This is a genomic window from Deminuibacter soli (genome assembly GCF_003412455.1).
Lineage (GTDB): Bacteria > Bacteroidota > Bacteroidia > Chitinophagales > Chitinophagaceae > Deminuibacter > Deminuibacter soli.
Genome location: NZ_QTJU01000015.1, coordinates 56,771 through 81,830, shown reverse-complemented (window position 1 = coordinate 81,830; position 25,060 = coordinate 56,771). Strand labels below are relative to the sequence as shown.

The 25,060-nt window shown below is 48.2% G+C and carries 18 protein-coding genes; 9 read left to right on the top strand and 9 right to left on the bottom strand.

The annotated features are described in order from the left end of the window. Positions 1–183: 183 nt before the first annotated feature. Positions 184–609: an acyl-CoA thioesterase gene (locus DXN05_RS23485; protein ID WP_116849752.1), complete on the bottom strand. Its 426-nt coding sequence runs from the start codon at positions 607–609 to the stop codon at positions 184–186. A 134-nt stretch (positions 610–743) separates the two neighbouring features. After that, complete coding sequence (locus DXN05_RS23480; protein ID WP_211330133.1) at positions 744–1,694, bottom strand: glycoside hydrolase family protein; 951 nt, start codon at positions 1,692–1,694, stop codon at positions 744–746. 471 nt (positions 1,695–2,165) lie between these two features. On the opposite strand from DXN05_RS23480, the gene DXN05_RS23475 reads away from it, so the two are divergent. The 5 genes from DXN05_RS23475 to DXN05_RS23455 all read left to right on the top strand — a co-directional run bounded on the left by DXN05_RS23475 (position 2,166) and on the right by DXN05_RS23455 (position 14,177). Then, positions 2,166–4,547, top strand: coding sequence for an ABC transporter permease (locus DXN05_RS23475; RefSeq protein ID WP_116849751.1), 2,382 nt, complete (start codon positions 2,166–2,168; stop codon positions 4,545–4,547). Positions 4,548–4,906: 359 nt separating this feature from the next. Continuing rightward, a complete protein-coding gene (locus DXN05_RS23470) occupies positions 4,907–11,302 on the top strand; it encodes a HAMP domain-containing protein (protein ID WP_211330132.1) in 6,396 nt (2,131 codons plus the stop codon). A 31-nt stretch (positions 11,303–11,333) separates the two neighbouring features. After that, the gene (locus DXN05_RS23465) at positions 11,334–12,602 is read left to right on the top strand and encodes a response regulator (protein ID WP_116849750.1); all 1,269 of its coding nucleotides are present in this window, start codon (positions 11,334–11,336) and stop codon (positions 12,600–12,602) included. Positions 12,603–12,700: 98 nt separating this feature from the next. Beyond that, on the top strand, positions 12,701–13,609 hold the full coding sequence (locus DXN05_RS23460) for a cation diffusion facilitator family transporter (RefSeq protein ID WP_116849749.1): 909 nt from the start codon (positions 12,701–12,703) through the stop codon (positions 13,607–13,609). A gap of 118 nt (positions 13,610–13,727) precedes the next feature. Then, positions 13,728–14,177, top strand: a complete 450-nt coding sequence (locus DXN05_RS23455) for a response regulator (RefSeq protein WP_158559422.1) — start codon at positions 13,728–13,730, stop codon at positions 14,175–14,177. Between the two features lie 56 nt (positions 14,178–14,233). On the opposite strand, the gene DXN05_RS23450 is transcribed toward DXN05_RS23455, so the two are convergent. The 4 genes from DXN05_RS23450 to DXN05_RS23435 all read right to left on the bottom strand — a co-directional run bounded on the left by DXN05_RS23450 (position 14,234) and on the right by DXN05_RS23435 (position 18,531). Continuing rightward, positions 14,234–15,394 carry an FAD-dependent oxidoreductase gene (locus DXN05_RS23450; RefSeq protein ID WP_116849747.1) on the bottom strand — a complete coding sequence of 387 codons (1,161 nt, stop codon included), beginning with the start codon at positions 15,392–15,394 and terminating at the stop codon, positions 14,234–14,236. Between the two features lie 10 nt (positions 15,395–15,404). Then, entirely contained in the window at positions 15,405–16,004 is a 600-nt protein-coding gene (locus DXN05_RS23445; RefSeq protein ID WP_116849746.1) for a TetR/AcrR family transcriptional regulator, read from the bottom strand. 209 nt (positions 16,005–16,213) lie between these two features. Next, a complete protein-coding gene (locus tag DXN05_RS23440) occupies positions 16,214–17,488 on the bottom strand; it encodes a GNAT family N-acetyltransferase (protein WP_116849745.1) in 1,275 nt (424 codons plus the stop codon). Positions 17,489–17,646: 158 nt separating this feature from the next. Next, positions 17,647–18,531: an NmrA family NAD(P)-binding protein gene (locus tag DXN05_RS23435; RefSeq protein WP_116849759.1), complete on the bottom strand. Its 885-nt coding sequence runs from the start codon at positions 18,529–18,531 to the stop codon at positions 17,647–17,649. 76 nt (positions 18,532–18,607) lie between these two features. Here DXN05_RS23435 and DXN05_RS23430 point away from each other — a divergent pair, with 76 nt between their 5' ends. Both DXN05_RS23430 and DXN05_RS23425 read left to right on the top strand, forming a co-directional pair. Further along, positions 18,608–19,003, top strand: coding sequence for a winged helix-turn-helix transcriptional regulator (locus tag DXN05_RS23430; protein WP_116849744.1), 396 nt, complete (start codon positions 18,608–18,610; stop codon positions 19,001–19,003). A 91-nt stretch (positions 19,004–19,094) separates the two neighbouring features. Further along, positions 19,095–20,255 (top strand): sensor histidine kinase, encoded by a 1,161-nt coding sequence (locus DXN05_RS23425; RefSeq protein ID WP_116849743.1) that lies wholly within the window; start codon positions 19,095–19,097, stop codon positions 20,253–20,255. Here the strand turns inward: DXN05_RS23425 and DXN05_RS23420 are convergent. Further along, the gene (locus tag DXN05_RS23420; RefSeq protein WP_116849742.1) at positions 20,252–20,665 is read right to left on the bottom strand and encodes a response regulator; all 414 of its coding nucleotides are present in this window, start codon (positions 20,663–20,665) and stop codon (positions 20,252–20,254) included. The genes DXN05_RS23425 and DXN05_RS23420 overlap by 4 nt on opposite strands. A gap of 252 nt (positions 20,666–20,917) precedes the next feature. Here DXN05_RS23420 and DXN05_RS23415 point away from each other — a divergent pair, with 252 nt between their 5' ends. Next, entirely contained in the window at positions 20,918–21,448 is a 531-nt protein-coding gene (locus DXN05_RS23415; RefSeq protein ID WP_116849758.1) for an isoprenylcysteine carboxyl methyltransferase family protein, read from the top strand. A 34-nt stretch (positions 21,449–21,482) separates the two neighbouring features. Here DXN05_RS23415 and DXN05_RS23410 read toward each other — a convergent pair whose 3' ends face one another. Both DXN05_RS23410 and DXN05_RS23405 read right to left on the bottom strand, forming a co-directional pair. Beyond that, on the bottom strand, positions 21,483–22,403 hold the full coding sequence (locus tag DXN05_RS23410; RefSeq protein WP_116849741.1) for an AraC family transcriptional regulator: 921 nt from the start codon (positions 22,401–22,403) through the stop codon (positions 21,483–21,485). A gap of 259 nt (positions 22,404–22,662) precedes the next feature. Beyond that, positions 22,663–23,868, bottom strand: a complete 1,206-nt coding sequence (locus DXN05_RS23405) for a condensation domain-containing protein (RefSeq protein ID WP_116849740.1) — start codon at positions 23,866–23,868, stop codon at positions 22,663–22,665. Positions 23,869–24,119: 251 nt separating this feature from the next. Here DXN05_RS23405 and DXN05_RS23400 point away from each other — a divergent pair, with 251 nt between their 5' ends. After that, positions 24,120–25,034, top strand: a complete 915-nt coding sequence (locus DXN05_RS23400; protein ID WP_116849739.1) for an oxidoreductase — start codon at positions 24,120–24,122, stop codon at positions 25,032–25,034. Positions 25,035–25,060 lie beyond the last annotated feature (26 nt).

Below are 25,060 nucleotides of genomic sequence, written 5' to 3'. Positions count from 1 at the left end.
ATACAGCTTAGTTTTTTCCCTTCACAATAAAGGGGGCTTGCCTTTTTATACGACCACTCACACGCCTGATTTTGTTGCATTACAGCAAAAAAAAGCACTGCTTTCCGTTTTTACCGGACAACAGTGATTGACTATTCACCAGTGATCTGCTTCACTCACTCACCACTCACCACTCACTACTCACTACTTCGCTTCCTTCTCCAGCTTCGGTGCGTTTTCAATCAGCGGTTTTATTACATCCGGCAAATAAGGTCTGCCGCCTTTGGCATTAATGCAGGTACCGGTGAAAACTGCCCTGGTCATTACCTTGCCATTGAGCAATATACTTTGCTTGAAATGCAGCCTGGGAAGTCCGTCCGGGTCGGCATACAGGGTACAGGTTACTGTAAATTCATCTCCTTTTTTCAGGGAGCGCAGAAACTGGATGTTGTAGCCGGACAATACCATGTAAATACCATTATGGGCTTCTGCTTCAAAATCGAAACCCAACACTTCACGGATGTAATCATGCCTGCAATACTCCATGTAAAAAGGGTAGTACAGTCCATCCATGATTTGCTGCACATCAATATGCTCGTCTTTTGCTGTATACGTTTTTGTAAATTCCATACGGCTGCAAAATTACCTTATCCTGGTGTCTGTGAATGGATCTTTTTAAAAGAATTAATGATACAAATCACAGGTGAAAATAAAACGCCCTGCACAGCATGCGCAGGGCGTTTACCAGTTGTTGTAACCATGTTTTACAGCTTCGCGTAAGCCACATTGAAATAGGAACTCAGGCTGAATGAAGTGGCCCCGCCGTTCGATGCCCATGATGGTGTAACCATGTTCATGCTGCCGCCGTCACCGTTCCAGGCCCAGGCCAATACCGTCCAGCCCTTGTTGCGTGCGTAGTCTACAATGGCCGACCAGTCTGCACCCGAACCGCCGGAGTTACCGAACTCACCCAGCATGCAGGGTTTGCCTGCGCTGGCCAGGTCGTCGATATCAGAAGTGTTGACATACCTGTTTTTGGCCTGGTTCCAGGAGCCGGGATAAATGTGTGCAGAGAGAATATAATTGCCATCGCTGATTTTTGTGCCGCCATTATACCCTTTGGCAGCAGCAGCGGCAATGGCAGTTTCCTGCCCCCAGCCCGGCACATCAATAATAATGGCGCCGGAGTACACACGCCTTACCGTTTGCATGGCAGTATTATAGGCGCTTGCGTAAGCATTTGCCGTTAGATTATGGCTGCCCCATTCGTTCATCAGGTTGATGGTAAAACTTCCGGCAGAAGCCAGCGTGGCATAATTGCTTACCCACCAGTTGGCTGCTGCGTTTAAATCATTGGTATTGTCCGATCCAAGTACCGAAGCATTGTGATAAGTGGCTATCACTGCATAGCCATTGCTGCGGGCCTGTGAAATCCAGCTTTTGGCCTGTGTTACATAACCCGGTTCAATTTCAATTCTGACAGTTTTGATTTTGGTTTGCTGTTTCATTAACGACCAGCCGAAATTGGGATTGCCGCCATTGTAATACGAAGGCTGTAGGTTAACGCCATTGCCAAAGCCATTGGTGGCTAAAACGCTGCGCTGCGTTGTGTTTTCACCGGCAGCAGGTGTGGCTGTTTTTTTACAGGAAGTGAATAAGCCTGTGCAAAGAAGGGCTGTTGCCAATACCATGATGGCAGCATTGTTGTTTTTCATATGCTTTTGTTTTTATGAATAAGCAATCGTTGTGATGATGGCAATGCAAGGCCGGGCCTGTATCAAACATACATACAGCCTGTGTTTGCGCCTGCCGGCATCTTTATGGTAAAAGGGAATAATCAAATTTAACCACCGGAGCAGGTGTGATACTAGTATTCTTTTAACAAGTTCTTGTAAAAGCTTGTCACCGGAAAGAGCTGCAAGCTACGAGCTGCGAGTTTGTTTACGGTAAATCGCCTCTGGCGATATGTATAATATTCGCAAAGATAGTCTCGACATGTCGATGTCTCGGCTCTCGAAATTAATACTCGCTTAGATCACTCACGACTGACGCCTGTATCCGTACAGGTATTGTATCAAAACCGGACACTTATTGCAGGCACGTTTTGATAACCGGTTGATAAGTAGTGAATTGCATGCTGGCATTGGCTTGGCGTTGTCTCCGGGTTACCAACTATAAAGCAGCTTATGTTCAGTAATTATATCAAGATAGCCTGGCGCAACCTGATGAAAAGCAAGATGTTTTCTTTTATCAACATACTTGGTTTAACGATCGGCATTACGGTTTGCATGATGATTTTCCTGTTTATTATGCACGAAACAAGCGTTGATAAATTTCATAAAAACGGTAATGATATTTACCGTGTTATGCGGGGTATTAAAAACGATGGAAAAGACTTCCAGGTGGCCTATTTATCCGGTCCATATGGCCCTGCGCTGCAAAACGATTTCAGGGGACAGATCTCCAAAATGGTGCGTGTAAATAGTACGGATGGATTGGTAACCATCGGCAACCGTTCTTTTCATGAAAAAAAGATTGTGGATGTTGACCCCGATTTTTTCACGCTGTTTACCTTCCCGCTGATCAAGGGCAACCCTGCAACCATCCTGAACAATCCTTCCGTGGCAGTGCTTACAGAAACCACGGCAAAAAGATATTTCGGCAGTGTGGATAATGCCATGGGCAAGGTAATTCAACTTGATAAAAGCCTGCAGTTGAAAGTAGCAGGCATTGCCAAAGATGTACCCAGCAATTCACACCTCGATTTTGACCTGGTAGTGCCAATATCGAATTATGCCAACACCGGCATGATGACGGTATGGATCAACAATGGTTTGTTTACCTACGTACAGCTTGCTCCCCATGCCAGCAGGGAGCAGCTGGAAAAAATGCTGCCTGACTTTATGGAACGGCACATGGGTACGGATATGCGTAAGCTTGGCTATCATTTTACGCTGATGCTGAAACCCCTGCAGGATGTTTATTTTAGCAGCGCAACCTATGATGGCGACGTACGTCATGGCGATAAATCAGTGGTATATATCTTTCTCTCCATTGCTGCGCTTATTTTGCTGATCGGCTGTATCAATTTTATCAATCTTTCTACGGTGCGTGCAATAGAGCGTTCCAAAGAAGTAGGGCTGCGCAAAGTAATGGGTGCCCTGCGCAAACAGATCATCGGGCAGTTTATTGGCGAATCGGTACTGGTGGCTACCATATCGTGCCTGCTGTCTGTGGTATTGCTAACACTGGTAATGCCGGCCTATAGCCACCTGCTGGGTTATTCACTCAGTATTCGTGGCAATACCGGCCTGCTGTTATTGTTTATGGGTGGTATTGTATTGGTGGTTGGTGTGCTGGCGGGCAGTTACCCGGCCTTGTTTATGTCTAACTTCACGCCGTTCCAGGCTTTAAAAGGCAAGCTGCGGCTGGGTAAGGGTGGTGCGGCATTCAGGCAGGGGCTGGTAGTAGTGCAATTCAGTATATCGGTGTTTCTGATTATCGGCACACTGATGATGACCAAACAGCTCAACTTTGTAAAAAACAAACAGCTGGGTTATGATAAGGCGCAGACATTGATGATACCCATCGATAACAATGATATTTACGACCATATGCTCAGCTTTAAACACGCACTGGAAAGCCAGAGCAGTATTGCATCGGTTTCAATGATGTCGGGTGCACCGGGCGGCTTTTTCGATACCCAGATATTTGAAGTGGAAGGACAGCCGCAGAAATGGAGTTCCAATACAGAGTATGCCGATTTCGAGTATGTAAAAACATTGGGGCTGAAAGTGATTGCAGGCCGCGATTTTTCTGCCCGATACCCTACAGATACAACCAACGCGGTGCTGATTAACAGAACTGCTGCAGCCAAACTGGGCTGGACACCGCAGCAGGCCTTGGGCAAATGGATACAGAACACGTTGCGCGACCCCGACAAACGGTATGTAGTAGGCGTAGTGGAAGATTTTAATTTCCGCTCCCTGAAAGAAGAACTGTCACAGCTGGTAATATCACCTGCGCAGGACAGGCGCATGACGCTGATTAAAATACAGCCTGGCCAGATTGATGCTGCGATGCGTTATATTAAAGCCGCGTATGCCAATGCAGCGCCGGGTTACCCGCTGGAATACAGTTTCCTGGATGAGCAGTTTAATGAATTATACCGCAACAACCTGCGCCAGCAAACCATCCTTACAATATTTGCCTGCCTGGCCATTTTTGTTGCCTGCCTGGGTTTGTTTGGACTGGCATCATTTACCGCAGCCAAACGCTTTAAAGAAATCGGTGTGCGTAAAGTGCTGGGTTCTTCTGTTAAAAGTATTGTAGTGCTTTTGTCGAAAGATTTATTGAAACCCGTGCTCATTGCCACCTGTATTGCCATACCTGCAGGTTATTATGCCATGCACCAATGGCTGCAGAACTTTGCTTACCAAACACCGATGAGTTTCTGGGTATTTCTGCTGGCTGCATTTGTTACTTTCGGCATCGCCCTGCTTACCGTAAGCATCAAAGCGGTGAAAGCTGCAGGTATGAACCCGGTAAAGAGCCTGCGGGCGGAGTAGGAAGGTTCAATAGTTCAAAAGTTCAATTGTTCAATAGTTCAATTGTTTAATGGTTTAAAGTTTAATGTTGAAAAATCTGGCTTCGCATAACAGGTCCCTTCCCGGCTTAGCCGGGAAGGGACTTTGTATTTCATTCACTATTGCCTATTCACTATTCACCGGCCCCGGCGCGTCACTCACCACTCACAATTCTGGCACAGATTTTACCCCATAACTGCTGCACGTCCCCCGGTTGCCAACTAACCTTCGCAGAAACCTGCATAAATACACCCGACTATGTTGGGATGGCGTGAATTTGTGGAAATATTTCCACACAATAATTTATTGTATAAAACGCTAATCCCAATAACCACTGAACTATGCCTTCGAAACAAGTGCTTGAGCCTGCTAAAAATGGCAATGGTACACATGTACCCAAACCCGTCAAACGATCGGCTGAAATTATCACTGCAGCACCTAAAAACATGGCTGAAGCCGACTACATAGACAGCAATACTTTGCTGCATGTATTAATTGAAATCAAGAACGGTAACTTCAAAGCCCGCATGCCAAAGGAAGAAACCGGCATCTACGGGAAAATATCCGACACGCTTAACGAAATCATCGAGCTCAACGAAAAAATGATGCACGAGTTTACACAGGCAGGCAAAACCATCGGCCGCCAGGGTAAACTTACCGAACGCATTGCCCTGCCTGATGGCAAAGGGGCCTGGCGCAGCGGCGTTGATTCACTCAATACATTGATATCCGATCTCGTGCATCCCACCATCGAAATTGCGCATGTAATCAGCTCTGTGGCCAAGGGCGACCTGAGCGAGGAAATGCCGCTGGAAATTGGCGGGCACATGCTTAAAGGCGAGTTCCTGAGTATTGCGCGCGAAGTAAACTACATGGTTAAACAGCTGAACCTGTTTTCCCGTGAGGTAACACGCGTGGCGCGTGAAGTAGGCAGTGAAGGTAAACTGGGCGGACAGGCAAAAGTAAAAGGTGTAGGTGGTGTGTGGAAAGACCTCACGGATTCTGTAAACCAGATGGGCAGCAACCTTACCGCGCAGGTGCGCAACATCGCGGAAGTAACCACGGCTGTGGCCAAGGGCGATTTGTCGCGCAAGATTACGGTGGATGTAAAAGGCGAGATCCTGGAGTTGAAGAATACCATCAACACCATGGTGGATCAGCTGAACTCTTTCTCATCCGAAGTAACCCGTGTGGCGCTGGAAGTAGGTACAGAAGGCAAGCTGGGTGGCCAGGCGCAGGTAAAAGGTGTAGCCGGTACCTGGAAAGACCTGACAGATTCGGTGAACCAGATGGCAAGCAACCTTACCGGCCAGGTGCGTAACATCGCGGAAGTAACCACGGCGGTGGCTAAGGGGGATTTGTCGCGCAAGATTACGGTGGATGTAAAAGGTGAGATCCTTGAACTGAAAAATACGATCAACACCATGGTGGATCAGCTGAACTCCTTTGGCTCCGAAGTAACGCGCGTGGCGCGTGAAGTGGGTAGTGAAGGTAAGCTGGGCGGGCAGGCAACAGTGGAAGGTGTTGGTGGTGTATGGAAAGACCTCACGGATTCTGTAAACCAGATGGGCAGTAACCTTACTGCGCAGGTACGTAACATTGCGGAAGTAACCACGGCTGTGGCCAAGGGCGACTTGTCGCGCAAGATTACGGTGGATGTAAAAGGCGAGATCCTTGAATTGAAGAATACCATCAACACCATGGTGGATCAGCTGAACTCTTTCTCATCAGAAGTAACGCGTGTGGCGCTGGAAGTAGGTACAGAAGGCAAGCTGGGTGGCCAGGCGCAGGTAAAAGGTGTAGCCGGTACCTGGAAAGACCTGACAGATTCGGTGAACCAGATGGCAAGCAACCTTACCGGCCAGGTGCGCAACATCGCGGAAGTAACCACGGCTGTGGCCAAGGGCGACTTGTCGCGCAAGATTACGGTGGATGTAAAAGGCGAGATCCTTGAATTGAAAAATACGATCAATACCATGGTGGATCAGCTGAACTCCTTCGGCTCCGAAGTAACGCGCGTGGCGCGTGAAGTAGGCAGTGAAGGTAAGCTGGGCGGACAGGCAGATGTGCCGGGCGTGGGCGGTACCTGGAAAGATTTGACAGATAGTGTAAATAAAATGGCGAGTAACCTCACCGGCCAGGTGCGTAACATCGCGGAAGTAACTACGGCTGTGGCTAATGGTGACTTGTCGCGCAAGATTACGGTGGATGTGCAGGGTGAAATTCTCGAATTGAAGAATACGATCAACACGATGGTGGATCAGCTGAACTCCTTCGGCTCTGAAGTAACACGTGTGGCGCGTGAAGTGGGCAGTGAAGGCAAGCTCGGTGGCCAGGCAACAGTAGAAGGTGTGGGCGGTGTATGGAAAGATTTGACGGATTCTGTAAACCAGATGGGTAGTAACCTGACTTCGCAGGTGCGTAACATTGCAGAAGTAACGACTGCCGTGGCCAAGGGCGACTTGTCGCGCAAGATTACGGTAGATGTGAAAGGTGAGATCCTGGAGTTGAAGAATACCATCAACACCATGGTGGATCAGCTGAACTCCTTTGGATCGGAAGTAACACGTGTGGCGCGTGAAGTAGGCTCTGAAGGTAAACTCGGCGGTCAGGCCAACGTGCCTGGTGTAGCCGGTACCTGGAAAGACTTAACAGATAGCGTAAATAAAATGGCCAGCAACCTTACTTCGCAGGTGCGCAACATTGCTGAAGTAACCACGGCTGTGGCCAATGGTGACTTATCGCGTAAAATCACGGTAGATGTACAGGGTGAAATCCTGGAGCTGAAAAATACCATCAATACCATGGTGGATCAGCTGCGTGGTTTCGCATCTGAAGTAACACGTGTGGCGCGTGAAGTAGGTACAGATGGTAAACTGGGCGGCCAGGCCTTTGTACCGGGCGTTGCAGGTACCTGGAAAGATTTGACTGATTCGGTGAACATGATGGCCGGTAACCTTACCGACCAGGTGCGCAATATTGCCGAGGTAGCCATTGCGGTGGCCAACGGGGACATGTCGAAAAAAATTACGGTGGATGTGCGCGGCGAGATATTGCAGCTGAAAGAAACACTGAACACGATGGTGGATCAGCTGCGCGCCTTTGCTTCGGAAGTAACGCGCGTGGCTCGTGAAGTGGGTACCGATGGCAAGCTGGGTGGCCAGGCCTTTGTGCCGGGGGTTGCGGGTACCTGGAAAGACTTGACGGATTCTGTAAACCACATGACGGGTAACCTTACCGCGCAGGTGCGCAATATTGCCGAAGTAACCAAGGCGGTGGCAGGCGGTGACCTGAGTAAAACCGTGGCCATTGACGTAAAGGGTGAAATCCTCGATCTAAAGAATACCATCAACACCATGGTGGAACAGCTGAACTCCTTTGCCTTCGAGGTAACGCGTGTGGCGCGTGAAGTAGGTACAGAAGGTAAGCTGGGCGGCCAGGCTGAAGTAAAAGGTGTGGCCGGTACCTGGAAAGATTTGACCGATAGTGTAAACATGATGGCCAGCAACCTTACCAGCCAGGTGCGCGGTATTGCAAAAGTGGTAACCTCGGTGGCAACCGGTAACCTGCGCCAGAAACTCTCCATTAATGCCAAAGGTGAAGTGGCGCAGTTAACCGATACCATTAACGAAATGATTGATACGCTGGCGCTGTTTGCAGACCAGGTAACCACCGTGGCGCGTGAAGTGGGTGTAGATGGTAAGCTGGGTGGGCAGGCCAGTGTACCCGGTGCCTCTGGTATCTGGAAGAACCTGACGGAGAATGTGAATCAGCTTGCACAAAACCTTACTACCCAGGTGCGTTCGATTTCTGAAGTAGCCTCTGCGGTAACCAAAGGCGATCTTACGCGAAACATCCGTGTGGCAGCAAAAGGTGAGGTGGAAGCATTAAAAGATACCATTAACCAGATGATCACCAACCTGCGTGAAACAACGCTGCGTAACCAGGAGCAGGACTGGCTGAAATCGAACCTGGCCAAGTTTACGCAGATGCTGCAGGGCCAGAAAGACCTGAATACGGTAACCAAACGTATTCTCAGCGAGCTGGCGCAGGTGGTAACCGCGCACTACGGCGCCTTCTACATTTTACAGCAGGAGGAAGAAACACGCCTGGATAAATTGAAATTGTTTGCTGCATATGCGTATAAATCAGGCAAGAAATTGCCAAAAGAATTTGCCATTGGCGAAGGCCTGGTAGGCCAGGTGGCGTTTGAAAAAGAACGCATCATTCTTTCGGATGTGCCGGGTGATTATATTAAAATCAGCTCCGGCCTGGGCCAGGCAAAACCAGCCAACCTCATTATTCTGCCCGTATTGTTCGAGAACGATGTGAAAGCAGTGATTGAACTGGCTTCGCTGGATGTGTTTAGTGACATTCACTTAGACTTCCTTGGACAGTTAACGGAAAGTATCGGTATCGTATTGAATACGATTGAAACCAACTCGCGTACAGAAGAACTGCTGGCACAGTCGCAGTCGCTCGCCGGTGAATTGAAAATACAACAGGAAGAGCTGAGAAGAACGAACGACGAATTGCAGGATAAGGCCCTGCTATTGGTGAAGCAGAAAAACGAAGTGGAAAACAAGAACAAGGAAGTGGAAGAAGCGCGCCGTTCGCTGGAAGAAAAAGCAGAACAGCTCACGCTTACCTCCAAATACAAATCTGAGTTTCTGGCCAACATGTCGCACGAGCTGCGTACACCGCTGAACAGCTTGCTGATTCTTGCCCAGCAACTGTACGAGAACGTGGAAGGCAACCTGAATGAAAAACAGATACGGTATGCGAAAACCATCCACTCCTGTGGTGATGACCTGATTCAGCTGATCAATGATATACTTGACCTGTCTAAAATTGAATCAGGCTTTATTTCTGCGAACTTCTCTGCGGTTAAATTTCATGAAATTGCCAATTTCGTGGAAACCACGTTCAAGCCCATTTCTGAAGCCCGTCACCTGCGCTTTAATATTGAAACCGACTTCGGTTTGCCCGAAATACTGGAAACAGACCTGCAGCGTTTGAACCAGATTTTGAAAAACCTGCTGTCCAACTCCTTTAAGTTTACCGAAAAAGGCGAAGTGAAACTCCGCATTTACGAAGCCAAGCGCAACTGGAAATCAGGCATGCCAACGCTCGACCAGGCAAGCCGCGTAGTAGCCTTTGCCATCAGCGATACAGGCATCGGAATACCGCTCGAAAAACAGAACATCATTTTTGAAGCTTTCCAGCAGGCAGAGGGCAGTACCAGCCGCAAATATGGCGGTACAGGCCTGGGGCTTTCCATCAGCCGCGGCCTGGCAGAGCTGCTGGGTGGCACCATTGAGCTGGAAAGCAATCCGGGTGTGGGCAGCGTGTTTACCTTGTTCCTGCCCATCGACAATCATTTTGTACTGCAGCAGGATCAGAGCCCGGAAAGCTTTGCCAGTCTTGAACTCGGTGCCAATTCGGGTGATATTGACAACCTGCTGAATGCTATCCGCATTAATAATGATGAAGAGGCCAAGAGCCTGAACCTGGTAAATGAAATGATCAACGATACCGGTGACGACCGCAGCAATATTCAGCCCAATGATAAAGTGCTGCTGATTGTAGAAGACGATATCCGTTTTGCACGCATCATGATTGAAAAAGCGCACAGCGAAGGGTTGAAAGGTGTGGTAGCCACCAGCTACCTCGAGGTGTTCGATTACATCAACCGCTTTACACCTATGGCCATTACACTCGATGTAAAACTGCCTGATACCAGCGGCTGGAAAGTGCTTGACCTGCTGCGCAACGATCTCAACTACCGCCATATACCCATTCACCTTATTTCCGGTGAAGAGAACCGTATGCTGGCCCTCAAACGCGGTGCACGCAGCTTCCACCTGAAACCGCTCGAAAACGAATCGCTCAACGAGCTGTTTGCCGATATTGTAAGCTTCGAAGAAAAAGCGCACAAAGAAGTACTGGTGGTAGAAGACAATGAACTGGAAGCCTCGCAGATTGCGAAAATGCTTGCTACAGACGGCGTGGAAATTACGCTGGTAAATACCGGTAAAGAGGCCGTTGATAAGCTGGAAGAAAAAGCCTACGACTGTATTATCCTGGATTATACATTGCCCGATATTTCTGGTGCCGACCTGGTAAACAATATCTGCGCCGTGAAGAAAAAGCTGACGCCGCTGATTGTATATTCAGCCAAAGACTTCAGCAAAACCGAAATGAATATGCTGGGCCGTAATTCCAATGCAGTGCTGACCAAGAGCGTTGAATCGCTCGAATCGCTGCTGGAGCACACTGTGCTGCACCTGCATATTGAGCACAAGCAGCTGTTGCCCGAAAAGCGGAAAATTATTGAGCAGATTCGCCGTAAAGAAGATATCTTAACCGGCAAAAATATATTGGTGGTGGATGATGATGTGCGTAACCTGTTTGCACTCACGACCGTGTTTGAACGGTATAATATCAATGTGATAACAGCCGAGAGCGGACGCGAAGCCATCAGTATTCTGAACGAAAAGCCATTTATTGATATGGTGCTAATGGATATTATGATGCCTGAAATGGACGGTTACGAAACCACGCAGAAAATAAGGCGCGAACACAAAAACAGCACCATGCCTATTATTGCCGTTACTGCCAAAGCCATGAAGGGCGACAGGCAGAAATGCATAGAGGCCGGGGCTTCTGATTATATTACCAAGCCGCTTAAAATTGATCAGCTGTTGTCGCTGATGCGTGTATGGTTGTACAAATAACCCCAAACCTAACCCAACAGTCAAGCGTAAAATGCAAACGAAAATATTAGTAGTGGATGACCGGGAAGACAACCTGCTTTCCATTGATTCGATACTGGCCCATGAAGGGTACCAGCTGGTAAAGGCCGGGTCGGGGCGTGAGGCATTGAAAATACTGCTCACTGAAATTGATTTTGCGTTAATACTGATGGACGTGAAAATGCCCAACCTGAGCGGGTTTGAAACGGCAGAGCTGATTTATGCACGCGAAAAGCTGAAACATATTCCCATTGTATTTATCACTGCCAATAGCTACGATGAGGAGAATACCTACAAAGGTTACCAGACAGGTGCGGTAGATTATATTTACAAACCCATTAACCCGCAGCTGCTGCGCGCAAAAGTGGGGGTGTTTGTAGATCTCTATAAAAAAAACCAGCGATTGCTGGCACAGGAACGCAGGCTGATTGCGATTAACCAGAGCCTCGAAAACGAAATCAGTGAACGCAAAGCTTCTGAAGAGAAAGTGAAGGTGCTGAACCAGCAGTTGCTCGATAATATCGCCCGCCTCGAATCAACCAACAAGGAGTTGGACAGGTTTGCTTTTATGGCCTCGCACGACCTGCAGGAGCCGCTGCGCAAAATGCTGGTGTTCAGCGACAGGCTTACGTATAAATACAAAGACATTATTGATGAGGAAGCCGGTGTGTACATCTCAAAAATCCAGCACGCAGGTGCACGCATGCAAAGACTGATTGAAGACATCCGTACTTTTTCCAAAATATCGGTAGACAATAATTCGCTGGTAGAAAGTGATATGAATGCCCTGCTGGGCGAGGTGCTGCACGACCTGGAAGAGAAAATACTGGCCCAACATGCCACGGTGGATATCGCACCATTGCCTTCCCTGTATGTAAACCCCGGGTTAATTGGTCCGTTGTTTTCTAACCTTATCGGTAATGCGCTGAAGTATACGCGTGAGGGTGTAGCGCCTGTGGTGCGTATCCGCGCTGAACTGGCTGTGGGCGATTTGGCTGAGCAACATACAGCCAGCCAGTTTTGCCGCATTTATGTGCAGGACAATGGTATTGGTTTTGAGCAGGAATATGCCGACCAGATCTTTGGGATGTTCAAACGCCTGCACCCGGAATATGACGGAACAGGTATCGGCCTTGCCATCTGCAAAAAAATTATGGAGGAACATCATGGCTTTATTACAGCCATCGGCAAAGTAAATGAGGGGGCAACCTTTATCGTGTCGTTCCCGGTTAAAGCACCGGTACAACAGCTGGCCATGAGCAGGGCAAGGGGAAGCGAATAAGTAAAAAAACAGCCTGACACTACAACTTTCAGGGCATTGAATAGTTAATAAATTGATCAGCGCCGGTGTATGCACCGGCGCTGTCGTTAATAACAGCTATGCCTACATCGCAGAAATCAGTGTACAGTGCATTGGCAGCAAATGTGCTGATTGCCGTTACAAAATTTGTTGCCGGTGCATTTACCAACAGCAGCTCAATGTTTGCTGAAGGGGTGCATTCGCTGGTAGATACCATTAATGAATTGCTGTTGCTGCTGGGTATTCATAAAAGCAGGCAGCCACCCGATGAGCTGCATCCATTTGGATATGGGCGTGAGTTGTATTTCTGGTCGTTTATTGTGTCAATGCTCATTTTCGGGCTGGGCGGCGGTATTTCTATTTACCAGGGTTACCTGCATATACGCCATCCGCAGGCGATTGAAGACCCTTCCTGGAACTACGTGGTATTAATCCTGTCTATTTTATTTGAAGGCAGTTCGCTGGTGATTGCGGCAAAAGAATTCAATAAAACCCGTGGCGAGCAAAGCTGGTGGCAGGCCATTAAACGCAGTAAAGACCCATCCCGTTTCCTGGTATTGTTTGAAGATGGTGCAGCTGTGCTCGGTCTGCTGATTGTGCTGGTATGCCAGTACCTGAACCAGCACCTGCACCTGCCGGTACTCGACGGCGTGGCCACTACGCTGGTGGGTGTTTTGCTGGTGTTTACTTCCATTATACTGGCGCGTGAAAGTAAAAGTCTGCTCATGGGCGAAGGCATTGGTGCCGGCACCCGGCAAAAGCTAATAGCGCTCACCGAAAATGAACCCGCTGTAAACAAAGTGCAGAAAGTGTTTTCCATGTATCTTGGTCCGGAGGAAGTGCTGCTGATACTAACGGTTACCTTTCACAACGATCTTACCACGCAGCAGATTACGGCTACCATTGAGCAGTTGATTGCGCATATCAAAAAGGAATACCCGGTTATTCTTCACATTGTGGTGTACCCGGTGAGCAGGCAGATGCAATAAAACCGGCCGGGGAGCAGACATATAAATAATTTGTGTTTATTTTTGGTGTTGATTTATATTTAGCATCTAGCACTAGCACATTATGGTGGTATTTTTAGTTGCTAAAAAGCGTTTGTTTATGGAAATGATAAAGGAACAGGATCCTACTTATGTTTTGCTGGCAGAAGACGACGACGATGATTACCTCATCTTTTCTCTTGCGCTGGAGGAAATTGCCATACGTGTATCGCTGAAGCGTGCGAAAGACGGTGAAATTCTGATGCAGTTACTCCAGGAAAAGAATCCTGATTTATTGTTTCTCGATTTGCTGATGCCCTGTAAAGACGGCAGGCAGTGCATCCGGGAAATACGGGCCAACAGCGCGTATGATTCGGTTCCCATCATTGTATATTCTTCGCTCAACGATCTCAAGGAAATTGAGTTCTGCTACCGGGAAGGCACCAACCTGTTCGCGGTGAAACCCAACAGCATCGGCGATCTCAAAAGCATACTCGAACGCATTTTGTCCATCAACTGGAAGCAGATGCTGTTTTATCCAACGTTGTCGCAGTTTGTGATAAAGGCATAGGAAGTGTGAATGGCAGCAGATTCAACTGCCATTCACACTTCCTGTTAAAATTAATTTCACTCCGGTTTAAACATGGCAAGTAATTCCTTAATAGCATTTTCGGAATGCAGTGAAGCCGTTTGATCCAGGGTAATTTGTCCGATAGCTGCGGCCCTGGTGCGCATTTGTTGTTCGTAGGCGGCTATGGCTGTATGAGTGTTTGCATGGGCAGGGTTAAGCAGGTGTTCTGCCAATTCCAATGCATCCTGCATGGCCATGTTTACGCCTTCACCGGCAAAGGGCGGCATCAGGTGTGCGGCATCACCCAGCATGGTTAAATTGGGTAATGCTTCCCAGGTTTGATTTAACGGCATGCAATACTGCGGACGCGGTATAAAACTTTCGTAAGCATTTTCAAACAGTTCATCCCATATGGTATCCCAGCCGGTGAAAGTGGCTTTAAACCAGGCAAAAACCTGTGCCTTGTCTGCGAAATTGATACCGCTGTCGCTTACCCATGTTTCCGGTGTTTTGCAGGCTGTATAAAATACCAGGCTGCCATCTCCCTTTGAACTTACGATCAATGTTTTCTCGTCACCCAGGGCGAAAATCTTTCCCCCGTTTAGCAATTTAAATATATTGGGTGTTGCTTTTGCTGCATCATACACGGCTCCTTCCACTACAGTTATACCTGCATAAAAGGGCTGAATGCCCGTGATGTAAGGACGTATTTTTGAATTGGCGCCATCGGCTGCAATAACGATGTCTGCTTGCGCTGTTGTTCCATTTTTAAAGGATAGTGTAATACCGTCGTGCTGCCGTGTAAGGGCAACAAACTGGCTATCCCATACCACGGTGCCCGGTTGCAATGAATTGAGCAATAGGTTTCTTAATGGACCACGGTCAATTTCAGGGCGAAAATGTTCGGGAGCAAGATCTGCATCGTTGCCGCCGTATTCATCAAAAACAATATGGGCATGTTTGTCAGTAATGCAGAGCTTGTCTGCACCGGGACGATAGCTGGCTTTAAAAGCATCCATCAGGCCTGCTTTCTCCAAAGCTTTCAGGCCCGATTCGTAGTGCAAATCAAGCGTAGCGCCCTGTACGCGTACTTCCCTGTTGGCATCACGTTCGTATACGGTTACAGTGGCGCCATTCATCTGTAATAATCTTGCCAGTGTGAGGCCACCGGGGCCTCCGCCTATAATGGCAATGTGTTGGTTGGTAGTTGGGTTCATGTTTTAATTTTTATGGTTTCATCATGCCTTTTGTTACCGCTTCACAACATTCCTTCAATACAGCCTGGGTGATGATTTGTACCGGTCTTTCAGCATGATCAAAATATTCGTTTACGAGATCTAACAGTGGTGAAAACAACAGGGCACGGTGCACATCCTGCGGAAGGTTGCGTATAGTGCCTGCTTTTACCTGTGCTTCGAGAAAGCGGTGCACCGGTGCAAAAAATTGCCCTTGTATGATGTTCTCCTTTTTAAAGGCGTTGTTCAACAGGGGAGATGACTTGCCATATTGAATAAGTGCAAATGCATGCCTGTTGGCAGTGAGGTAGGCAAAGGCATTGTTCCAGAGCTGTTGCACGCCGTTCACAAAATCGATGTCCTCGTTAAAATCTTTCAGCACGGCTTGTTCATAAGCGCCCAGTACATCATTGATGAATAATTTGATAAGCAGGTCGTCTTTGCTTTCGTATTTGATATAAATGGTACGGGGCGAAATATTTGCTGCTTTGGCCAGCTTCTGCATGCTCAGGTTTTCCAGCCCTTCCTTTGCAATAATTTCCAACGCAATGCTGCGGATGGCATTTTCTTTCGCTTCGTTCCTGGGGCGCATAATTGACAATTTTACCTTTGAGTGCACAAAGATAAGTAAATGTTCATTTACTTATTATCAAATCGAGCTGCAATTATCGAGCAGTATTTAAATAAAATGTGTAGTAATGTTTAAACAGTTGTTGTTAAACTAATTATAACAGATTAGCCGACCGGGCACTGCCAGCATCCTTCTGCCATCGCCCGGGCAAACGCTTTCAGCTTACAATGTTATTGTGTGCCACCCTGTGCTTTAATCATTGCAGCAACAGCCGCACGTTCAAAGAACATGGCCCAGCCCAATGGCGTGCTGTTGTGCCAGCTGTCACGCAAGGTAAGATCAGGATTGGCAGCGAGTGCGAGTTTGGCCAGTGCCGTATCGTTGCGTTGTATGGCCATATGCAGCAGGGTAATATTTCCTTCGCGGTAGCGCCGGTTTACCTCCTGCGGATTTTGTGCAAGCAATGCGGCACAGCGCTCCTGCCAGCCGAGGTCCCATGCATTGATGGCAGTATACAATGCGCCGTGCGCGATCAACCATTCTGCGGTTGCGGGCTGTTTGCAATGCACAGCCAGTTCCATCAGCGTCATTTTGTTGGTAAGGGGCGTGTTGAGTGCTGCCGGTGTAAGCGTGTTGGCCAAATGATCCAATGCTGCGGTATCGCCTTTACCGGTGGCTTCTGCCAACGCAATTTGTTGCCGGGATGGCGGATGTGTCAGGTATCGTTTGCCTGCGAGCCACCAGGTAATGCCATCCCCCGTCCATTGAAAACCGAGTGGCGTATAAATATGGCGACCCATATCTGTTGCATTGAGAATGGCGTAGCGGTAACCTTGTTCTTTTGCATGCAAACAGGCCGCAAGGGTAACGGCTTTGCCAATGCCTTTGCCGCGCGCGTTGGGTTGTACGCCCACATTGTAAATGCCCGCAACACCCAATGTCCCGGTGCTGAAAAACACGGCGCTCTGACCGGCTACTGCGCCCTGGTAAGTGGCCAGGAAACGTTGTGCTTTCGCGGGATTTCTATCACGGAAAGCCTGTGAAATCATATTGGTGCTGGCAGCGTAAGGCAGATCTGCCAGGTGCTGAATGTTTGTATCATTATCCGGTGTTATTTGTAAATCCGCCGGTGTTGTATGTTGATCATTGATCGCTTCCAGATCAAGTGCCATCCAGTACGGAAGCCAGCCTGGCTGAAAACCGCGTGCCAGCAGGTATGCCGCAAGATGCGCAGGTTGTGCAGGGGATAGCGACCAGCAGCCGCCATCAGCGGGCGGATGGGCGCGATAATAGTCCATTATTGTATCCAGTATAACCGGCGCGTTTTGTTCGGTCAACGCCGGAAACAGGATTGATGCACCCCGGTCTGGGCCGGAATAGGTCCACATAAGTCCGTCCTTTTCCTGTACCTCGCCTCCGCAGGACAATGCTTCGAGGCATGCCAGCTGTTTGTAGTTGTCGGCTGCTGCCTGTTCCAGCTGCTGCATGGTGGCGTTGGTAAGCATAGCGTTACTTTTTGGTGCTGCAACCAAAGCTAGTATTTATTGTGGCTAAAAATACAAGGTAGCTGCTGCGCCAGTCGGGTAATGGAATTGTTGGCGGGAATAAATCAAAGCCCATCATGCTGACGGGCTTTGATAATATAAATTCCTTTTATAACAATTTAGTTATTATAAGCTGCGGCGAATACTGTTGCAAAATCAGCTAACCTCCATTTGCCCCGGCTGGCAGGCTGGTGGTTGTCAAAATCTTCCCATAGTTTACCTGCACGCAGTGCAGTGCCCATTTCGGTAAAATTCTCCGCCATTTCCTGCGGTATGCCTGCCTGCAGCATGCCATTGAGCGCCTGTTCATCGGTAAAAGTAACCCATGGTAAACCGGGTTTCCCGATGGCGTTTCCCAACAGTTTAGCTGCTTCGCCGGGTGTGCTTTCATCACTGGCCAGGTAACGCACGGTTTTGCCATTGAATGGGAGCTGTATTTCTTCCGCTACAGCGGCAGCGATATCTTCCGGGTGTACCATTACCAGTCTTGTTGCTGCCGGGTAGTTGGCGCCCATAATGCCCTGGTGTTTGATCATGGGAATATCGTTGAAGAAGTTGGTAAAGAAAAACGGTGCGCGCAGGTGTTTTACGGCTACACCCGGCAGCTGGTTCAGCAGCAGTTCGGTATCGTGCACGCCCTTGATGGGGCCGGTTCCTTCACTGAGATGGGCACCGATGCTGCTGAGGTTTACCACGCGGGTAATGCCTGCGTTTTTAATGGCAGTTGCGTAACTGTTGCCTACACGGCCCATGTAGGCACGCAGATCGGGTACACCGAAATTGGGTGGAATCATGGTATATACCACATCTGCGCCGGTAAACACGCCGGTAAGAAAAGCGGCATCTTCTACCGAGCCAATGGCTGCTGCAGCGCCGATTGCTTCGATGGCGGCGGCTTTGGCAGCCTGGCTGCTGACAATGGTAACCTGGTTGCGGGCAGCGATTAATTGTATGGCCAGGGGCTTGCTGATATTGCCTAACGATCCGGTAAGTACGATTTTCATATATTTTTCTTTTTTCTGCGCCAAAGGTATTTTTGTACTTACTTTTATACAAGTACTTACCCTAAAGTGTGTATCTATGACAGCCATCAAGGAAAGCTCTACCATACAGGAAAACAAACTATACAACCGCAGTGAATGCCCGGTGATTTATGTAATGGATAAAATAGGCGGTTACTGGAAACCGGTTATTCTTTTTCACCTGCTAAAGGGCGGTAAACGGTACAATGAATTGCGCAAACTGATACCCACCATTACCGAAAAAATGCTGATCCAGAACCTGAAGCAGCTGGAGGCAGATGGCATTGTACGCAGGGAGGCAAAAGCTGTTGTACCGCCTTATGTAACATATTATTTAACCACGGCCGGAGAGGGGCTGCGCCCGGTATTGTATGCCATGGCAAGCTGGGCGCTGGAAGATCAGCAAAATACAAAGGGCGCACCTGCCAAACAGCTGAAAGATTTTCCTGCGTAACCTGCTGCGGCAATTGTGAAGAATAAGTGTGAAGGGTGATTTACTGGTATCAAAATTGATTACGTACAACCAATAACTTTTCCTGCACTGTATGCAACCTGGACCAAATACTGTTAAACGCAATTTCAAAGCTACTGAAGAGCAATACCACAAGATGGTAGAAGAAGTGGAAGACTATGCTATCCTGATGCTCGATCCGGATGGTATTGTTGTGAACTGGAACCGCGGTGCAGAAAAGATCAAAGGGTATACGGAACAGGAGATTGTAGGCAGGCATTTCCGCGCTTTCTATACCAGGGAAGACCAGGTTGCCGGGCTGCCTGAAAAACTGATAAACGAGGCCAAGCTTTCGGGTAAAGCAGTACATGAAGGCTGGCGTGTGCGCAAGGACGGTACAAAATTCTGGGGCAGCGTGGTAATTACTGCCCTGCATGACAGCGATAACGCTATCGTTGGTTTTTCCAAGGTTACACGTGACCTTACGGAGCGGAAAGCAACAGAAGACAAGCTGAAGCAATACGCCGCGCAGCTTGAATCACAGAACATGGAACTGCAGCAGTTTGCCTATGCTGCGGCACACGACATGAAAGAGCCTTTGCGTAAAATACAATTCTATTATTCCTCGATTCTTGAGAACAGTGAAAACCTGTCTGCAGAAAAGCAGCGCACCTACCTGCTGCGTGCTGCAGAATCGGCCAAACGCATGCAGGGATTGATTGACGACCTGCTGGCATACACCCGTGTTTCGGAACAGGATGAAAGATTTGAGCTGGTTGACCTGAAGGAGGTTTTTGAAGAAGTGGCGGCTTTTTACCAGGATGCCGTAATGGAAACCAGTGCCCTGTTCAGCTACGATGCACTTCCCGTGATAAAAGGAGTGCCGTTCCAGGTACGGCAGCTGTTCATGAACCTTGTAAGCAATTCGCTGAAATATCACTACCCCGGCAGGCAACTGGAAATACGCCTGTCTGCAGAAACCATCGATAATCCACAGCCGGAGAAAGAAAGTGAGTATGCAGCCAAACAGTTTTACCGCATTTCGCTGCGCGACAATGGCATTGGTTTCGATGCCATGCACAGTGAAAAAATATTCGGATTGTTTGAGCGCCTGCATGGGCGCGACAGCTATGCAGGTACGGGCATCGGCCTTTCCATCTGCAAAAAAATAATGGACAATCACCACGGCTTTATACGCGCCACCGGTGTTCCGGGCGAAGGCGCCCTGTTTGAATTGTATTTTCCTGCAACCTAACGTTTCACGGATGTAATGAGTTGCAGCATTTCGGTGGCAAGCTGCCGTAATGCATTGGTGCTGCCGGGTTTTATAAAGTACCTCACAGCGCCTGCGTTGATGCAGCGGTTTAAACCATCCTGCTGTTGCGAAGTGCTCCACACCACTTTGCTGATGCTGTTATAGCGGGTTTCTATGGCCAGTTTTTCCAGCACTTCACTGGCATTCAGCATCGGCATTTTATAATCAAGCACTAACAGGTTGGGTAAGGCTTCGTCCGGCAGCCGGGCCAGGTACTGTAATGCCTGCTGGCCATTGTTCACAGCGCTGATTTGTATGCCGGGTTCAATGCCTGTGATAAATTCTATCAGCATCTCGCGGTCATCGGGGTCGTCGTCAGCAATCAGTATTTTTTTCCTGGGGTTGGTCATTCCGGTAAAGCCTTTTCGGCAAAGTACTACATTGCAGGCATTTTTTTTACCCCAAAAGCAGAATTATTGCGGGTTACTCCTGTGGCGTACTGCCCGGTTACCTGGTTGCGTATCGTTGATATATACCGCTGAATAGTTGAATTGAACCGGCTGTTTCACTGCAAACAAGGCATATTTGCTGCAACCGGTGTTGCTATTTGTGTAAAGCAAAGTGAGCCTGCGTTACCGGCAGAATTTACAATCATTTGTTATATGTCACAGGTGTACAGTTTTATTTTTTACCTGCTTTTTGCATGCAGGTTCATCTCCCTGTTTATTTCCATTGCCAATGAAAAAAGACTGAAAAAGATGGGCGCCACAGAGTATGGCGCTTCAAACTCGGCCTTGCTTACCGTGGCCCACCTTGCTTTTTACGGCTGCTGCATATGGGAAGGGTATGCAGGCGGTGCTTTTTTTTCAGACAATCTTACGCTGGCAGGCACTATCGTATATGCATTCTCTATCCTGATGTTGTATGTGGTGATATATGCTATCAGGCATGTGTGGACAGTGAAGCTGCTGATTGCACCACGTGCATATCATACCATCAATACCGGTTTCCTGTTCCGCACCGTAAAACATCCCAATTATTTTTTGAACATACTGCCCGAGCTGGTGGGCGTTGCCTTTATATTTCATGCCTGGTATGTATTGATTATCGGCCTGCCTGTATACCTGGTTCCGCTGTGCATACGCATTAAGCAGGAAGAGCAGGTAATGAAACAGCAGTTTGCAGATTATTGACAGTATGGCCATCCTGAAATGCGTTAACGGCATTTCAGGATACAGCTGTAGGCCCATAATACAGGGCTGTATCAGGTATGGTAAGAATGGTTTCTGTTCCTTCTTTCATGAAATCGGAAAAGCTGATGCCGGTAATGGATTTAAAGTATTTGCTGAAATGCGAAGTGTCTGAAAATCCAAGATGCCAGGCTATTTCCTTCATGCGTAAACCCTGCTGTACTGCATGCCGTTTGGCTTCGAGAATAACGCGCTGCCTGATATGAAAACTGGCTGTGCGCCCGGTGATTTTTTTCACTACCGAGTTCAGGTGGTTGGGGGTTATGAGCATTTTATCAGCATAGTCTGTCACCAGTTTCTTGTTTTTAAAATTGGTGCTTACCAGGTCGAGGAATTTACTCGTGAGCTCTTTTTCGCGGGTATGCAGGCTCAGGTTTACTTTACCCTGCAGGTTGCGCATAACCTGCAATATGAAAATTTTAAGATAACGGCGCAGCAGTGTTGCTTTGTGCAGGTATTGACCGCGTTGTTCAGCTAACATGCATGTTGCTGTGTTCTGCATCGATGTATGCATGTCATACAACACATCAATGGCATTTCTTTCGGCAAACAACTGTGTTAAGCCTACATGATCCATCAGGTCAAATTCGTATTCGTTGGTGTAGGGAAAATCTTCGGTGAAGGTGATGTAAAAACCTTCAGCATCCGGACTTAACTGAATGGTGTGCGGTTTTTCCTGTTTGGTTACCAGCAGTTGCCCTGCATGCAGTGACAGCAGTTCCCCGCCTTTTTTTAATTCACCTGTTCCTTTTGTGAGCCAGGTTATTTCTACCTTTTCCCTGCCTGTTAATATGGCCAGTTCTATAATACTCGCTGCATTCAGCGGACTGATTAAAAAAGGCATTGCGTCATTTCCGTTCCTGGGATTTAAAAAATCCTCCTGCTTGTAATGGTTCATAAAGTCATGATTGTAACGCGGGATAATTCCAATATCATGCCTATGCGTAATTAATTGATTATTATTAATTTATATAGCAATTGCCTTTATTCAACCAACGAAATATCGCCAAATGATGTTTTGGGCCGCGATATAACATGATAAAACGCGTTGCATTGGTTTAACAAGCGCAACGCGGGCATACTGGTAGCCGCACGTTGCGCTTGTTGCTGGTGCCGGTAATTACAGGGCTGCTTTTGTGCGCCGCTGCATTGCCGCGTTAACAGGCAGCTTCCAGTATGCGCACGGCTGTTTCCAGCAATGCAGGCCGCAGTGTGCGGGTTGCGTATGACAGGCATAACGAGCCCTGCGTGGTAATAACGCCAATAGTATAATCGCCGGGATAACCGGATAAAGCCAGTGGTCCCATCACCGCCTGCAGCCGGTAATTGCCATAAGTTGTTGCAAAAGGCCAGCGTACAAGGTTAGAGATCATGAATTCTCTTGGTATAATAGAGTTTTGCAACACTTCAGCAATTTGCGCAGCAGTACTTTCGCCAAATATCCATTGATGTGCACCTGCATAGCCTGCAAGCAATTTTTCAGGAGCTGCAGCAGTCTTCAAATGAGTGGTGGCAGCCCTTGCCATATCCCAGAAACTGTCATTGCCATGTGCAGCATAGTGCACACTGGTTGAGCCAATGTATAATGCGGAATCTTCCCCGGCATCAATGGCAGCCCTTGTTGCAATGGGTACGGTAATACGCACCGGGTTATCGTTATGCAACGGGGATACCTGCCTGGTCGCCAATGTAAAGGCTGCGCATAATGCGCTGTTTACCGTAGCATTTTCACTGCGTGCCTTGTCAATGAGTTGTGCAGTGAGTGCGGTTGAAAGATGTACTATTGCTACGGTTGGCGCAGCCAGTTCTTTTCTTTTGAGGGCAGTAACTTCAGTTATTGGGTGGGCTGCATCTACCGGCAGGTTCAGCAGCTCATCGGCAGACGGTGGAAAAGCCAGCGGTGCCAGTGTTTCGCCGGATAATAACTGCAGGAAATCGCGGAAGATATACAAACCTGACATTCCATCGGAAATGGAGTGGTAAAAACAAAACACCAGCACAAAACTGTTTTCGTTCCGCAATAGCGTCATGCGTAACAGTGGCGCCTGTTGCCAGTTGAAAGGTGTTGCCAGTTCGTGTGCCATGGCTTGTTCCACATCAGCATGCGTATATCCTTCTTTCACACGCAAGGGTATATGCTGCCCTGGCATGGCTTTAAACCGGGGGTATTTGTAACCATTGCTGTCAATGGCTACCGAGAAAAGCGGGTGCCGCTGCTGCAATTGATCTATGGCCGCCCTGCACTGGTTTACGGTAATACCGCCGCTGATTTCAGCGCTCATTACTGCATGTACAGGGGCTGTCTGATCCAGCAGCCAGAAAATTTTTTCAGTAGACCCGAGTGGCCTGTTTTCATAACTCATAACTATCGGCTATTAAATTGTTTGTATTGGGAAATGCGGGAAGAGTGTGTTACACGAGGCGTATTGGCCAGGAATATTATCTGATGCAAAGTTGCTGTTGTGCGGTACACGGGAACATGGACAAAAATGGATTTGTTATGGACAAATCTGACGCCCGGGACAGATCGTTGATTTGTATAATTTAAACAGTGATATGTACTGCCGCTTAATAGCCTGCCAACGGAATTTTGTTGTGTAAAAAAAGGAATAGTATGTGGACGTTAGAGAACATAGGAAATCTTACCGGGAAAACATTTCTGGTTACAGGTGCCAATGCCGGTATTGGTTACGAAACAGCGCTGGCGCTGTACCAAAAAGGCGGGCATGTAATTGTTGCCTGCCGCAGTAAGGAAAAGGCAGAAGAAACCATGCGCCGGATGATGGCTGACAAACAATACAGCGGCAGCCTTGAAGCAGGTGTGGTTGATTTAGCGAGTATGACAAGTGTGCGAAACTTTGCTGCTGCTGTTGTGCAGCAACATAACCGGCTGGATGTGCTGATCAATAACGCGGGTGTAATGGTGCCGCCTGCAAGTGTTACAGAAGAAGGGTTTGAACTGCAATACGGTGTTAATTTCCTGGGCCATTTTCTGCTAACGGCCAACCTGCTGCCTTTGCTGCGCAAGGCTTCTTCAGCAAGGGTAGTTACATTAACCAGTCTGGCCTACAATTACGGTACTATTGATTTTGATAACCTGCGCCTGGAAAAACCATACGAAGCCTTTGATGCTTATTGCAACAGCAAGCTGGCCTGTATGTTATTTACCACTGGCCTGCAGCAACGTTTTGCAAACGCAGGCCTGCCCATTTTATCCCTGGCTGCACACCCGGGAATAACAGCAACCAGCCTCGCACGTAACATGTCGGAAGAAGCGATTGCTGATGCTGTACAAAGACTGGGTGCCATGATGCCTGCAGCGCAGGGTGCACTGCCTGCCTTGTATGCAGCAGTAGCTGAAAATGTGCAGGGTGGCGGTTTATACGGGCCCGACCAGGATGGAGGTTTGCGTGGTTATCCTGCACAGGGCGTGATTGGTGCAAACGGTACAGACAGTGCTGTGGCAGATGCATTGTGGCAGGCTGCAGAGGCCAGCACCGGTGCGCATCCTTTTGCCTGGCCGTTTTAATGTTGCCCGCGGCACGGCGCTGCGGA